Raw genomic sequence first — 13,809 nt, forward strand, 5'->3', positions numbered from 1 at the left:
GTGTGTTGCACAGCCCAGCTCTGCGCCTCTCAGCGCAGGCGCCCGTCCATCGTGCCCAGTGGCGATGGTCCGACAGGACCGCGCGCAGGGTGTCAGATCAACCCGCGCGAAGGGTCGTGACCGTGCCGAATTCACGGCAGCCGCTTCAGTCTTCCGCTGGCGCCAGTGCGCCGCTTGTGAGCCTGCGGCATGGATCGGGCCAGCTGTTCGAGAGCGAGCGGCGCCTCAATGCAGTCCTCGACAACGCCTCCGTGTCGATCTTCCTGATGGATGACCGGCAGCACTGCATCTACATGAACCGGGCCGCCGAGCAGTTGACCGGATGGACGCTTCAGGAGGTTCTCGCGCGCGACTGCCCGCTGCACGACATCGTCCATCACACCTATCCGGACGGACGCCCCTTCCCGCTGGCGGAGTGTGCGATCGATCGTGCCTTCCCGGAGAACAACCAGGAGCGGGGCGAGGAGGTGTTCGTGCACAAGGACGGGCACTTCTTCCCCGTGGCGTTCACCGCCAGCCCGATCCGGGATGATGCGGCCAACATCATCGGCACGATCATCGAGGTCCGCGACATCAGCGAGGAGAAGGCGGCGGCCGAGCGCCAGCGCCTGCTGCTCAACGAGCTGAACCACCGGGTGAAGAACACCCTTGCCATCGTGCAGTCGATTGCCGCGCAGACCTTTCGCGGGCAGACGGACCAGACGGCGCGGGCGGTTTTCGACGCCCGGATGGCCGCGTTGTCCAACGCCCACAACGTGCTGGTCGAGGACAATTGGGAGAGCGCGAGCCTGCGCAGCGTGGTCGACCGCGCGCTGGCTCCCCACCTTTTGGCGGAGATCGACGGTGAGCGCTTTCAGCTACAAGGGCCGGATGCGCGGCTGCATCCCAAGGTGGCAGTGACACTTACGATGGCGCTGCATGAGTTGATGACCAATGCCGCGAAGTACGGTGCCCTGTCCACGCCAGAAGGCCAGGTTGCAGTGACTTGGTCCCTGCGTGACCTGGATGTCGGCCGTCAGCAACTCGACCTGCTCTGGGAAGAACGGGGCGGCCCCGCGGTCACACCGCCAACCCGCAAGGGGTTCGGTTCACGGCTTATCGAGCGGCAATTGCCGCTGGAGTTCGATGGCAGCGCCGCGCTCACCTATGCGCCGGCAGGCCTGACCTGCCAATTGCACATCCCACTGACCCAGCTCGGCTGGGTCGGCCAGGAGACGCTCGCGGAGCTGCGCGCTCCATGACGCCATTGGCTGGACGCCGGGTGCTGCTGGTCGAGGACGAGAGCCTCGTCGCCATGCTAGCCGAGGACATGCTGCTCGACTTGGGCTGTGAGGTCGTCGTAGCCATGCGCCTCGACAAGGCCTTGGCGCATGCCCAGGCTGAGGATTTCGATCTGGCGGTGCTGGATGTGAACCTCGGCGATGCGCGCAGCTATCCGGTCGCCGATCTGCTGCTGGAGCGCTGCACGCCGTTCCTGTTCGCGACCGGGTATGGGCAACACGGCTTGGACGCGGCCTATCGAACTGTCCCGGTGCTTCAGAAGCCCTATCAGGCAGCGCCGCTGGAGCACCTGCTCGTCCGCCTGCTCAACGGTGAGGGGCGAGACCGCACGGCTGCGGCAGGTCTGCCGCCGTCATGCCGCTGTCCGGCGACTGAGGCCGCGCCCAAGCAATTCCGGGCCGATCCTGTCCGTTGAGATCATCAGGCTGACGTGGAGCCAGCACCGAGAGAACCATAGCGGAAGGGACCGCGATGATCGATCTCAACACGGCAACGGCCGAGGAACTGGACCGCGTGCCGGCGCTAAAGGGGCACGGTTTCGAGATCGTGCGCTATCGGGAGGAGCGCGGCCGTTTCACAAGCCTGCGGCAGCTCGACGAGGTTCCGGGCCTCAGCGGCAAGACCGACGGCCTCGCGGATCAGATCACGGTCGCGGCAAGCTCGTGACCCAAGAGAGGGTCCTTCCTGCGCATGCAGAGCAAAGGCTGCAACCGTGCGCTGCGACCTATCGACCGCGCGCTCCGGGTCGGGGTTCCTGCCCCGATGCATCGCGGTCGCGGCCGTCCCGGCCGATCGAGCCGCCCTGGGTCGATCTCGGCTGACATGCTTTCGCCGCCTGTCCGTGTGATGGGCTGTGCGAGCGGCAAGACTGCCACGCGGGCCGATCACGCCCGCACCAGCCCGAGCTTCGAGTAGCAACGATGAACATGCAGGTCGAGAAAGCCCAGGGCCGGCCTCTGAAAGGCATCGACCGGAACACCGTGATCGCGCAGTCGCTGCGGCAGTTCGCGCGCCTGCCCGGCCTTCCCGACACCAAGAAGGGCGTGCGCTCGTATCAGAGCCACGTCAAAAGCGATCCCTGGCTGCCGCTGCTCTTCGTCATCTGCTTCATCCTGCCGACCCTGGCCGGCGCGATCTATTACGGCCTGATCGCCTCCGACCGCTACGTGACCGAGGCGCGGTTCGCGATCCGACCGACCGTCGGGACCGCTGACAGGGCGACGCCCGATACGGTCGGCACCAACGCGGGCGTGATCAAGGCGACGGTCGCCCAGGAGACGCTGATCGCACAGGAATACATCCATAGCCGGCCGATGGTCGAAGCCGTCTCGGCAGAACTTCCGATCCGCGAATGGTATGGCCGGGACGATATCGACATGTTCTCCCGCTTCAACCCGGAGAAGCCGATCGAGAAGTTCCTGCGGTACTGGAAGCGTCGCGTCGACGTCGACGTCGAATCCGCGTCCGGCATCATGTCGCTCTCTGTCGAGGCCTTCGACCCCGACGAATCGCTTGCCATCACCAAAGCGGTGATGGCCGATACCGAGCGGATGTTGAACGACCTCAGCATGAGGTCCCGCCAGGATGCCCTGGATGTGAGCACGCGTGTCCTGAAGCTCGCCGAGGAGCGGGAGGCCAAGGCCAATGCCGCCCTGAACGAGCTGCGCAACCGTGAGGGGGTGCTGGACGTCATCAAGTCGAACACCGCCACCATCAAGTCGGTATCGGAACTGCGGGAATCGCGCACCAAGCTCGCGGTGCAGTTAGCGGTGCTTCAGCGGGATCTCGGCCCGCAATCCCGCAGCATCATCGACCTGAAGCAGCAGATCGCCGATCTCGACACGAATATCGCGAAGGTTCAGCAGCAGCTGGCCGGCACCGCGCCGACGGAGAAGCGGCGCCTGTCGGACGCGCTCACGCGGTTCGAAGGTCTGGAGCACGAGCGCGAGAACGCTGAGAAATATCACCGCGATGTCCAGCTGGCCTATGACCGGGCCCGCATCGTGGCCCAGCAGCAGGTCGTGGCCCTGGTACCGATCGTCGAGCCCATCAAGGCCGGATCTTCGACCGAGCCGCGACGGATCCTGATGACGAGCATCATCACCGCCGCCGCCGCCGTGCTGTTCGCGGCCGCGATGTTCACTCGGCGTATGCTCATGAATTGACGGTGCCCGGATCGGGTGACGCCCGCGGACGGGCCTGTCCGCAACGGCTACGAAAAGGCCCGCCGCGGCGAACCGGGCGGGCTGAGGCAGTGCTTGGGAGGAAGCGAGACCGTAACGCGCGCTCGACTGGCATGCCAGTTGGCGGAGCGCAGGGCTGGGCTGCGAAATCTCTTGGTCTTCCGGAGGAATAGGCGGCCGCCATTCTCGTTGATCCAATCGGACATGCGGGTCGTGAGACCGCCGACGCCCCGACTGCATCGGGCCGCACAGTCAAGCTTGCCGGGCGGCTCTACAGAGGGTGCAGCGGCCGACCTGTGGAGCCAGCCCCGCTTCATCGCCCTCCGCTTCCGTGCGATCCTAGGCCGCCGCCGCTTGGAGCCGGGTTCGCCGCTCAAGACCGTCGATCGTCGCGGTGAGCAGGGACTCCAGTACGTCGCACGCGCCCGGCGGCTCGGCACAGGCCCCGCTTCGGGCGGCCTCCTCAATGGTGCGCAGCCGTGCGACGAGCGCGCGCGCCCCGACATTCGCACTCATCGACCTGAGGCTGTGTGCGGCCCTGGCGATGGCCGGCTGATCCGAGGCGGCGAAGGCCGATCTGAGGATGGCGAGCGCCACCGGGCCCTGTTCCCGATACAGGTCGAGGACGCGCTCGAGAAAGGCGCCGTCTCCCAGGCCGAGCAGACCGTCCAGGACCTCGGCGTCGAGAAGGTCGTCGGCGGCCGGTGCCTCGGGTGGTGCGGCGACCGGTGCGCCAAGCTCCGCCACGCCCGATTGCGCTGCGGCGGCAGATGCCGTGTCCCGGAGCGCCGGGACATGCGCCTGCAGGAGGTCGGCCAATTGCCGCAGCGTGAACGGCTTCAGGAGCGTTCCGTCCATGCCGGCGGCCTCCGCGGCCTGCGCGGCCTCGCCAAGAACGTGAGCCGTGAGCGCGACGATCGGAATGCGCCGCCCCGTGGCCACCTCGCGCTGTCGGATCGTTCGCGCAGCCGTGAAGCCGTCGAGGACCGGCATGCTGCCGTCCATCAGGATCAGGTCGAAGCGCCGCGCCCCAGCGGCCGCCACCGCCGCGGCGCCGTCCTCGACGGTGACGACCTCGGTCACGCCGCAGCGGGCCAGCGCCTCGAGGGCGACCTCACGGTTGACCGCGCTGTCGTCGGCGACGAGCACCCGTGCAGCCGGAAATTGCGGGAGCCGGTCGACCGCGACAGCGCCCGCGCTCGACGAGGCGAACGCGTCGCCCGCGGTCAGTGCCGCGAGGAGGGGCTGCAATTCCGCCTGGGTCACGGGCCAGCGCAGCACCGCGTCGGCGAGGCCAGACCGGAGCGCTTGGTCGGCGACGACGTCATCCGGCCCCGCGAGGACCAGCACGCGCTCGGCCCGGTCCGGCCGGCGTCCTGCCACCACGAGGGCGGATGCATCGAGGATCCAGTGGGCGGGAGCGCCGCTATCCGCCGTGACCGGTACGAAGCCGGCCGTTCTCAGGCTGGCCGCAAGGGCAGACCGCGTGGCTGGAGCGGCCATGTCCAGCGCGATCGCGGCCGGCACCGCGGTGCGGCGCAGGAACGGGCGGGCGGGTTCGGCGACGGTCACGGGGATACGCACGCTGAAGGTCGAGCCCGTGCCGACGCGGCTTTCCACCGCCACGGTGCCGCCCATCGCGGCGATGATCTGCCGGGCGATCGACAGCCCAAGGCCGGTGCCGCCGAAGCGGCGGGTCGTCGATTGGTCGGCCTGCGAGAAGGCCGAGAAGATCGTGGCCAGCTTGTCCTGGGGGATACCGATTCCGGTGTCGGTCACCGCGATGACGAGGCATCCGTCGCCGGCATCGATCGCCATCCGGACGGCCACGTGCCCGGCCTCGGTGAACTTCAGCGCGTTCGACACGAAGTTGCTCACCACCTGCCCCAGGCGGACCGGGTCGCCGAGGATCGCCTGGGGCACCTCCGGCGCGACCTCGGCCGCGAGGTCGAGCCCGGCCGCCCGGGCTCGCTCGGCGAAGAGCGTCACCACCGTGTCGGCGATCTCGGCGGGGCTCAGGGGCACGCACTCGAGATCGAGCTTACCCGCCTCGACCTTCGCGAAGTCGAGGATGTCGTTGATGATCGCCAGGAGCGACCTTCCCGAGCGGGCAATGACCTCGGCGTAGCGGCGCTGGCGTGCCGGCAGTTCGGAACTCGCCAGCAGCTCCGCCATGACCAGGACACCGTTCATCGGCGTCCGGATCTCGTGGCTCATCGTCGCCAGGAAGGTCGACTTGGCAGCGTTGGCGGCGTCGGCCGCCTGCTTGGCCTCGCTCAGATCGGCCGTCCGGGCCCGGACCTCCGTTTCGAGGAGGGCGGTGTGGGTGGCGAGGCGGTGGTCACGCTCGTTCACCGCAGAGAGCAGATCGTTGAAGGTGCGCGCCAACGCGCCGACCTCGTCGTCGCCCCCCACGGGCGCGCGCTGCGCGTAGTCGTGGCGCAGGCGCACCGCCTCCATGGTGCGGGTGAGGGCGGCCAGCGGGCGTGTGACGCTGCGCTGCAGGTAGAGCGAGACGCCGATCCCGATCGCGACGGCCAGCAGCGCCGCCAGCGCGGCGTTCTGCGCCACCGCCCAGATGTGGCCGAGGATGTCGTCGGTCTCGCCGATCAGCACGACCCGGCCGACGGGGCGCCCGTTCTCCACGATCGGCGCGGTCGCCTGAAGGCTATGGGTAGCGAGGAGGTTCAGGAGAGAGAGATCCGCGCCGTCCAGGGCGGCGTCCTGTGTCAGGCGAAGGCCGAGCCCCTGCTCGGCGAGGATGGACCCGTCCGGCCGCTCGATTGCGCCGTAGACGATGGACGGCACCTTGCCGATGGCCCGCAGCGACGCGGCCGCGGCGTCGGCATCGTTTTCGGCCGTGGCTCGGGCACCGCCATGCGCGAAGACCTGCGCGACGGCCTCCAGAGCCGCGTGCTTGTCGGCGGCATAGCGGGCGACCTCGCGCCAGACGGCCAGGGCGGCGGCCAGGACGAGCGCCGCCGTGACGGCGCCGGTCACCGCCAGCGCCAGCCGGCCGGCCAGAGAGCGTCTCGGCCTGAGCCACGCGAGATGCACGCTCTACTCCTTCAGGCGGCCCGGACGGGCCTGATCGCGGGGAGGGGTGGCAAGTGACCCTATCAGGCGGCCGCGCGGAGGCAGGTTCGCGTCACCGCGTCCCAGCCCGCCAGGAAGGCATCGACGCAGCGCGGGTCGAAGTGGCGGCCGGCTTGGTCCGCCACGAAGGTCCGCGCGCGCTCGAGGGGCCAGGCCACCTTGTAGGGCCGCTCGGTCACCAGGGCGTCGAACACGTCCGCCACCGCCACGATGCGGCCGGAGAGTGGGATCGCCTCGCCGCTGAGGCCTTTCGGGTAGCCGGTGCCGTCCCAGCGCTCGTGGTGGGTCTCGGCGATCTCGGCGGCGAGGCGCACGACGTCGGAGGTGCTGCCCTCCAGGATCCGCCGGCCGCGCTCGGCATGCTTCTCCATCTCGGCGCGTTCCTCGGAGGTGAGCGGGCCCGGTTTGAGCAGGATCGCATCGGGAACGCCGATCTTGCCGACATCGTGCATCGTGGAGGCAAGCTTCAGGATCCGGATCTCCGCCGGATCGAAGCCGAGGTTCTGAGCGATGACGCCCACATAGCCGGCCACCCGGGCGATGTGATCGCCGGTATCGGTGTCGCGGTGCTCGGCGGCGCGCATGAGGAGGGCGATGATCTCGCGCTCCCGCGCCTCGATGACCGCGACCGCCGCCGCGACCTCGCGGGCGAGACAAGCGGCCCGGTCCTGCTCCTGCCGGTGGGCCGCGCTGATCTTCATCAGGTTGGTGATGCGCGCCTGGATCTCGACGGGATCGCAGGGCTTGCCGAGGAAGTCGGTGGCGCCGGCGCGCAGGGCCTGGTGGCGCAGGCTGCGCTGGTCGAGACTCGTCACCATCACGATCGGCACATGCGCGAAGCCCGGGATCGTCCGCGCCGCCGCGATGACGTCCAGGCCGGTCAGACCGGGCATGTCGTAATCGGTGACGACGACCCCGATCCGCTCGACATTCGCCCGCAGAAAGTCGAGCGCCGTCACAGGGCTCGTGAAGGCGACCGGCTCGCAATCGGCCACGGGCTTGAGCGCCTGCATGATCAGCAGGTTGTTCATCTCGGAATCGTCGAGGATCAATGCGAGCACCGTTTCACTCCCGAGCGTCAAGCCATCGACGAAGGGGCGGCATCGCGTCCTCCACTATTGCGACAGAAGCAGCTTACCCGACAGGGGGCCGACCCCTTTGGGCACCGGCACGCTGGTCGAGTCGTAGTTCGCGTTCAGGTACAGGTTCGGGCCCTGGTAGAGATTGACCTGCTGAGCCACGATCACCGTGTAGGCGGACTGGTCGGAGACGGGCTTGCTCGCGTCGATCACCACGCGGCCGGCCGGCAGGTAGAGCGTGCCCAGCATGGTCCGCGCGTTGTCGCTGATGATGCGGTAGGTGCGCATGGGCTTGGTCGCCGCAAGCGGCGGCGGCGTTGGGGCGATCGGGCTCAGCACGTCCCCCAGAACCGCCGTGGTCGGATCCACGGGATCGCTGACCGTGCGGTCCTCCATCATCAGAAGGCCCGCCATGGGTCCGGTGGTCGGTGCCGACAGGCTGACCGTGGTCTTCTTGTCGAAGACGAGGCCGGCCCTGTCGCCGGTGAAGTAGAAGGCGACGTCGGTTCCGGCCATCGCGGCATTCTTGTCGACGATCAGCGGCCCGTCCTTCATCACGTAGGTGCCGGCGCGCAGCGTCACGGACGCATTCTTGGTGATATGCAGGCCGCCGCAATAAGTCCCCGGATCGAGGGTGGCGCTCTGGTCGACGAGATTGCCGCTGGTGTCGCGATTGCTGTTGGCTGAGGACGGGATCGACGAGCATGCGCCGATCAGCGGAGGCGCCCTGTCCTTCAGGGGGTCCTGGATAGGCGGACAGCCCGTCTGCGGCGGCGGGGCGAAATTCGCGCGCGCGCCGTCGAAGCCGCCCGAGGAGCAGATCGTCTGAGCCCGGGCATAGGCGCTGTCCATGCCGACCATGCCGCGCGGGCTCAGCGAGTTGCTGTAGAGCGAGCAATCCAGGGCGGTGACCTCGGCGCTCTTCTCCAGCTCGAAAGCTCCGGCGGCGAGGGGGTCCAGCGTCAAAAGGCACAGGCGCATCTTGCCGACGACGCTGGCCTTGGAGCGGACCGCGACCTTGACGGTCGGCACGCCGACAAAGCCGCCGAAGGCGAGCTTGACGGTCTCGTCGACCGTCACGGCAACGCTGGTCTTGTCGTCCGCGACGTCGACTCGAAGGGCATAAGGGCTCTCTTGGCGCGGCACCGCCTGAGCCTGAATCGTGTCGACCACGATGCTCTTGGCCGCCGTCGAGGTGGAGACGGCAAGTTTGAGGTAGTTGCCCGCCGCCAGGACGCCGGCATCGGCCGCGTTCTGGAGCTGGCTGCGCCGGGCGGCGAGGCGGGCGTAGTCGACGCCGCCGCCGGTCAGGCCGAGCAGCACCACGGCGCTCAAGCCGAAGGTCAGGGCTACCGAGCCGGACCGGTCCGCCAGGGCGCGCGAACCGATACGGAGCGCTCTCCAGAAGGCGGAAATGGGCTGTTCTCCCTGGAGGATCGGATCGGCTAAAGCAGCGGCTTCAGCCGCCCGCCCGAAGGTTTAGGGCCCAGCTCCTAAGAATCCGTCGCGCTGATGCCCCACAAAGCTATCGTCGCTCGAACGAGCCTTGTTTCAGTGTAAACAAATTCTAAACGCGGCCCTGTTGAAGCCCGCCGCTGCGCGAATAGCTGATCGTGTGCTATTCCTCAAGCTGAGCGAGTGCAGCAATACATATAAACGAGGCGCACACGACAAGACAGTGGAGGAGTTTTGATGCGCCCCGGGAAAGGCGGCAAATTCCACTCGGATTCGAACGGTTTTTAAACGGCCGCACGGGTACCGTGTTTTGCCCGCGCCACTGTGGCGGGACGGCGGCAGGCTCAGGACCTGCAGAGTTCGTGTGTCATGATGGGCATCCTGCGACGCCGCGCGACTGTCCGCCGTCCACGCAGATCCGGCAGCCGTACCGGCATGGCTGGACGCGTCGAGCGGTTCGCCGGCCATCGGGCCGGTGCCTCAGCGGTTGAGTTCGCGCTTCTGGCCGCACCGTTCCTGGCGCTTCTGGGCGTCGTAGCGGAATCCGGCGTCGTAGCCATCGAGCAGCAGACGCTCGACATCGCGGTCGACCGCAGCGTCCGACAGTTGCGCACCGGCACCTTTCACGACGGGTCCGACGGCAGCGATCCGAGCCAGCGCCTCCGCAAGATCGTCTGCGCCGGCCCATCGGCGTTGTTCCCCTGCGCCGATCTGCGCCTAGACGTATCGCGAGCGGCCTCGTACTCGACGTCGCAACCGGCGGAACCGTTCGACAAAACCACGAAGACCTGGGCGACCGGCTTCGGCACGCGGTTCGAATGTCCCCAGGGCGGCGATACGATAACAGTCCGGGTTGCCGTGCCCGTGATGCGCCTGTTTCGAATGCTGGATTTCACCGGTCGGATCATGTCCGACAAGTCGCAGCTGCTGGTCACGACCGAGATCTTCCGGGCCGAGGATTACGAGCCCAAACCGTGCTGAGTGTTCGTCTCCGCGCCGGCCTGATCCGCCTCATCGGCAACCGGGAGGGCGTCAGCGCGATCGAGTTCAGCATGATCGCCCCGATCCTGCTGCTGATCCTGATGGGATCGATCGAACTGCCTCGCGCCTACATGGTCGGCAAGCGCCTCGACAATGCGACGGCCACGATGGCGGATCTGATCTCCCGTGGCAGCTACGCCGACCTCAAGCCGATCTTCGCCGCGACGGGCGCGATCTCGAACCCCTACGACGTGAGCAGTGCCAGCATCGTGCTGACGGCGGCGGGCACCTACAGCAACGGCAGCTCGCCGACGACCAAGGTCTGCTCAAGCGCTGAATCCAACGGCCAAGCCTACGCCGCCGGCGCCTCGCTGGGGGCACCGCCCGCCGGAATGACCCGGAACGGCGACCGCTTTGTCGTGTCGGAAGTGACGATGGTCTATCGTCCGATCTTTCCGGTCCTCTCGAAAATGACCAGTTGGACCTTCCGATACAAGAAGGTCTGGCCGGTGCGCGGTGGCGATATCTACAACGGACAGAGCGAAGTGGTTCTGCCCGGCGGCAAGCCCTGCCCAGCCTGACCGGCGGGCAGACAGTTTCCGGGCGAACGCGTGCCGGACCGGATTTGCTGCCGGCGCCACTGGATCATCCGGTGGCGCCGGATCATGGCCACGGCCCGCTTCAGCGGGTCGAGACCGCGGCGGCGACGACCCGCCGCGAGGCCGGGCTCGCGGGGACGAGGCGCGGCGTCGTGCTCAGCTCGGAGGCCGGCCTGACGGCGGCCGTGGGACGAGCCTGCTCACGATAGATCGGCGGTGTCAGCGCAATGGTCTCATCGGCGAGGGCGGTGCCGATCATCGGAGCGGCGGCGAGGGCGGCGATAACGATGGTGCGAATGGTCATGGTGTGACAACCTCTCGTTGTCCGGGTCCTACCCGGCTTCGAGGGGTTATCTACGTTGCAGAGCAACATGATCCAAACAAATGCGATCGATACTCCATATTGATCTCGTCGATATGGAGGCGAGATCGTCGGCTCTAGGTCAAGTCAGGAATCCGCGTGGCTCGCATTCTGCATGTCCTCGCTCACCCACCGCGCTTGTGGCGGAAGAGGGAAGCCGCGCCAGGCCATGACGGCTGACGGACGGCGCAAACGGAACAGCCAAGTTAATACAAATTTAAAACTCACCCGCGAAGGTCGGGAACGCGGCCTAAAATCCGTTAACCGCCAGTGGCTTAGCGCGTAAAATTTTATCTTTCGCGCGGAAGGAGACAACCCGTTGCTGGTTGCTGCCCTGCTCTTCGCGGTGGGCATGTGGGAGGGCTGGCGGTATCGGGCAGCGGTTTTGATGGCCAGCTCGATGCTGGTCAGCCTCGCTTGGCTGAGCCTCTGGGTCTTCGTCTGGGCACATCTCGACGCCGAGAAGATCCTGCTGTTGTTTGCCTATCTGACAGCCCTTCAGGCTGGTTACCTCCTCGGGGCCTATCTGAGCGCCGACACCGATCCGAACCGCTGACCGGATCTGTGGCGATGTCGGGGAGGAACCGGGAATGCCAGCAGCCGCCCGCGGCACCGGCCGGCTGCCTGCCGTTCAGCGGCCGAATTCGACCGGAATGCTGAGATCGACGATCCCGGCCTCACCCAGGAGTGCGGCGGGCGGCACGGGGGCCGGGCTGATCCCCTGCACGGCGCGGAGCGCGCGCTGATCGAGCTTCGGCGAGCCCGAACTCTGCTCGATCTCCGCGGCCTGCACCGCCCCGTCCGGGGCGATCTGCACATGGACGAGCACGGTTCCACGGCCCCGGCCGGGAGCCTGTCGGGTCCCGGCGCGGTCGGCGGCATCGATCCGTGTGACGAGTTCCGAGAGCCACGCTCGCGCGGCCGGTCCCGGGGCGCTCCGCGCCTCAGCCACCCCGGGTGCCAGGATCAGGCCGAATACGACGGAAGCGGATTTGACGACGCGCGGCGACATGGGGAAACGGCGGCTCCCTGAGCCTGGATCGAGAGCCGACCCTACCCGCAGAGGCGGGTCTCCTGCGACCCCGTCACCGGTCGCCGTCACGAGACGGCGGTGGATTTCCGGCCCTTCGGACCCGCGGCGGCCAGCATGACGTCGTCGCTGCCGACCTCGATACCGGTATAGCCCAGCATCTCTGCGAGCTGCGTCCGGGCCCGCCAGACCCGGCTCTTCACGGTGCCGATCCGGCACTGCATGACGGCGGCGGTCTCCTCGTAGGTGAGGCTCTCGATTGCCACGAGCACCAGCGCCTGCCGCATCGGCGGCGCCAAGCGGTCGAGGGCAGCCTGCACGTCGCTCAGGTCGAGATGGCCCCCCTGCTCGGGCAGCGACACCATCCGCTCCGCCTGGGCGCCATCCTCGTCCTGTACCTCGCGCCCGCGCTTGCGGTGCTCGTTGTAGAACTGGTTGCGCATGATCGTGAACAGCCAGGCTTCCAGGTTCGTGCCCGGTGCGAAGCTGGCACGGGAGCGCCAAGCCCGCAGAAGCGTGTTCTGCAACAGGTCGTCGGCACCGACATGACTACGCAGAAGCGAGCGCGCGAAGCGCTGCAGGTTCGGCACCATGGCCAGGAGCGCAGTCTGGAACGCCTTCTCGCGGCCGTCCTGCGCCCGGCCGAAGGCACCGTCCAGCAACCTCAGCAGTTCGGCGAAGCGATCCGCGATGGTTGGCTCGACGTTATCCTGCGCGTAGGTCGCCGCAAGCAGAAGGCCGAGATGATACTGCACGCTGTCGGGGAGCCGGGGCGCCTGCGTGTCGATTGTATCAGCGTCGAGCGAGAGTTCGAGCATGATAGCCGATCACCTGAATGGGATGAAAATGCGAGCGCTGCCACTAATCCCTGATCACACTAAATCTGCCGCAACATAGATCAGCGACCCGGCGTATATCCGATCGGATATATGCTTCATTCTCCGACAATCGCGCCAGACATGGAAACAGGATAAGGGGCTTCGATGAGGACATACGTGCCGGAAAACTGCTCACTGCGCATCCGGATCTGCGGCAGCGCATTCAATAATTTCGCCACTGCGAAGGCGGATCCTGACCGTAGCGCGGGTGCGACCGACCGGACCGGGGGCTCGCGCCTATGACCCGGCTCTCGGATCTTGAGCACGACCCCGCCTTCCAAGAGGCTGTCCTCGCAGTACGGGGTGCGGCCAGCACCTTGAGCGGCCGGGCCGTGACCGTGGAGGAGGCACGCTTCCTCGTCGGCATCGCCCTGACCACCTTCGCCCATGCCGGAGGCCTCGAGGAGCCGAGCCGGAGCCGGCTCGCCCGCTTCTCGGAGCGTATCGGGCCGGGCACGGTCGTCGAGACGCTGACCAAGCACTGAGCCGCAGACCAAACGAGGCGCTGGGGCCGGCGACCCGCACGCCTAACCGGCCTCCGCCATCGCGGCCCGCAGAACCCGGAGTAGGTCCGCCATCACTGCCTCCCGGTCCTGACCTCGGGCAGCCAGGCGGAGCCCCTCGTTGACATGCTGGTCGATGATCAGCAGGCCGACTTCGCGCAGAGCCGCCGTCATGGCCCGGATCTGTTGGATCTCGTCCAGGCAGTGCCGGTCGGCCTCGACCATCGCTCGCAGGCCCCGAACTTGTCCCTCGATCCGCCCCAGCCGCCGGATCAGCGGCGTGCGCTCCGCCTCCGTTCGGACGAGGCAGACACGACCATCGACGACTGTGCCGCTTGTCACCGTTCTGCAAGCCACTTGTTT

15 protein-coding genes are annotated in these 13,809 nt (G+C 67.5%); 8 read left to right on the top strand and 7 right to left on the bottom strand.

Features of this window, described 5'->3' with window-relative positions; translation table 11 throughout:
- The first annotated feature begins 122 nt into the window (after window positions 1-122).
- From BLT59_RS03700 to BLT59_RS03715, 4 genes are all read left to right on the top strand, one after another.
- Window positions 123-1,241, top strand: a complete 1,119-nt coding sequence (locus BLT59_RS03700) for a sensor histidine kinase (RefSeq protein WP_091777178.1) — start codon at window positions 123-125, stop codon at window positions 1,239-1,241.
- Window positions 1,242-1,261: 20 nt separating this feature from the next.
- A complete protein-coding gene (locus BLT59_RS03705) occupies window positions 1,262-1,696 on the top strand; it encodes a response regulator (RefSeq protein ID WP_244513828.1) in 435 nt (144 codons plus the stop codon).
- A gap of 56 nt (window positions 1,697-1,752) precedes the next feature.
- Entirely contained in the window at window positions 1,753-1,947 is a 195-nt protein-coding gene (locus tag BLT59_RS03710) for a helix-hairpin-helix domain-containing protein (RefSeq protein WP_091776655.1), read from the top strand.
- A 254-nt stretch (window positions 1,948-2,201) separates the two neighbouring features.
- Entirely contained in the window at window positions 2,202-3,446 is a 1,245-nt protein-coding gene (locus BLT59_RS03715) for a KpsE/RkpR family capsule polysaccharide export protein (protein ID WP_091776657.1), read from the top strand.
- A gap of 357 nt (window positions 3,447-3,803) precedes the next feature.
- Here BLT59_RS03715 and BLT59_RS03720 read toward each other — a convergent pair whose 3' ends face one another.
- The 3 genes from BLT59_RS03720 to BLT59_RS03730 form a co-directional block, all read right to left on the bottom strand.
- Window positions 3,804-6,521: a hybrid sensor histidine kinase/response regulator gene (locus tag BLT59_RS03720; protein WP_091776659.1), complete on the bottom strand. Its 2,718-nt coding sequence runs from the start codon at window positions 6,519-6,521 to the stop codon at window positions 3,804-3,806.
- A gap of 62 nt (window positions 6,522-6,583) precedes the next feature.
- Entirely contained in the window at window positions 6,584-7,621 is a 1,038-nt protein-coding gene (locus BLT59_RS03725; protein ID WP_091776661.1) for an HD-GYP domain-containing protein, read from the bottom strand.
- 54 nt (window positions 7,622-7,675) lie between these two features.
- Window positions 7,676-9,076, bottom strand: a complete 1,401-nt coding sequence (locus BLT59_RS03730) for a TadE/TadG family type IV pilus assembly protein (RefSeq protein WP_348272279.1) — start codon at window positions 9,074-9,076, stop codon at window positions 7,676-7,678.
- Between the two features lie 387 nt (window positions 9,077-9,463).
- Between BLT59_RS03730 and BLT59_RS03735 the strand changes: the two genes are divergently transcribed.
- Together BLT59_RS03735 and BLT59_RS03740 are read left to right on the top strand one after the other, a co-directional pair.
- Window positions 9,464-10,075: a TadE/TadG family type IV pilus assembly protein gene (locus BLT59_RS03735; protein ID WP_091776665.1), complete on the top strand. Its 612-nt coding sequence runs from the start codon at window positions 9,464-9,466 to the stop codon at window positions 10,073-10,075.
- Window positions 10,069-10,656, top strand: coding sequence for a TadE/TadG family type IV pilus assembly protein (locus BLT59_RS03740; protein ID WP_091776667.1), 588 nt, complete (start codon window positions 10,069-10,071; stop codon window positions 10,654-10,656). The genes BLT59_RS03735 and BLT59_RS03740 overlap by 7 nt, the downstream gene beginning before the upstream one ends.
- A gap of 100 nt (window positions 10,657-10,756) precedes the next feature.
- Here the strand turns inward: BLT59_RS03740 and BLT59_RS03745 are convergent, their stop codons facing one another.
- A complete protein-coding gene (locus BLT59_RS03745) occupies window positions 10,757-10,978 on the bottom strand; it encodes a hypothetical protein (RefSeq protein WP_091776669.1) in 222 nt (73 codons plus the stop codon).
- 376 nt (window positions 10,979-11,354) lie between these two features.
- On the opposite strand from BLT59_RS03745, the gene BLT59_RS03750 reads away from it, so the two are divergent.
- Window positions 11,355-11,591 carry a hypothetical protein gene (locus tag BLT59_RS03750; protein ID WP_091776670.1) on the top strand — a complete coding sequence of 79 codons (237 nt, stop codon included), beginning with the start codon at window positions 11,355-11,357 and terminating at the stop codon, window positions 11,589-11,591.
- Between the two features lie 75 nt (window positions 11,592-11,666).
- Here BLT59_RS03750 and BLT59_RS03755 read toward each other — a convergent pair whose 3' ends face one another.
- Together BLT59_RS03755 and BLT59_RS03760 are read right to left on the bottom strand one after the other, a co-directional pair.
- Entirely contained in the window at window positions 11,667-12,047 is a 381-nt protein-coding gene (locus BLT59_RS03755) for a TonB family protein (protein ID WP_091776672.1), read from the bottom strand.
- Between the two features lie 86 nt (window positions 12,048-12,133).
- A complete protein-coding gene (locus tag BLT59_RS03760) occupies window positions 12,134-12,883 on the bottom strand; it encodes a sigma-70 family RNA polymerase sigma factor (RefSeq protein WP_091776674.1) in 750 nt (249 codons plus the stop codon).
- A 299-nt stretch (window positions 12,884-13,182) separates the two neighbouring features.
- Here BLT59_RS03760 and BLT59_RS03765 point away from each other — a divergent pair, with 299 nt between their 5' ends.
- The gene (locus BLT59_RS03765; protein WP_091776676.1) at window positions 13,183-13,428 is read left to right on the top strand and encodes a hypothetical protein; all 246 of its coding nucleotides are present in this window, start codon (window positions 13,183-13,185) and stop codon (window positions 13,426-13,428) included.
- A 42-nt stretch (window positions 13,429-13,470) separates the two neighbouring features.
- Here BLT59_RS03765 and BLT59_RS03770 read toward each other — a convergent pair whose 3' ends face one another.
- Window positions 13,471-13,722 (bottom strand): metal-sensitive transcriptional regulator, encoded by a 252-nt coding sequence (locus BLT59_RS03770; protein ID WP_348272280.1) that lies wholly within the window; start codon window positions 13,720-13,722, stop codon window positions 13,471-13,473.
- Window positions 13,723-13,809 lie beyond the last annotated feature (87 nt).

This window comes from Methylobacterium sp. UNC378MF, assembly GCF_900103195.1.
GTDB lineage: Bacteria > Pseudomonadota > Alphaproteobacteria > Rhizobiales > Beijerinckiaceae > Methylobacterium.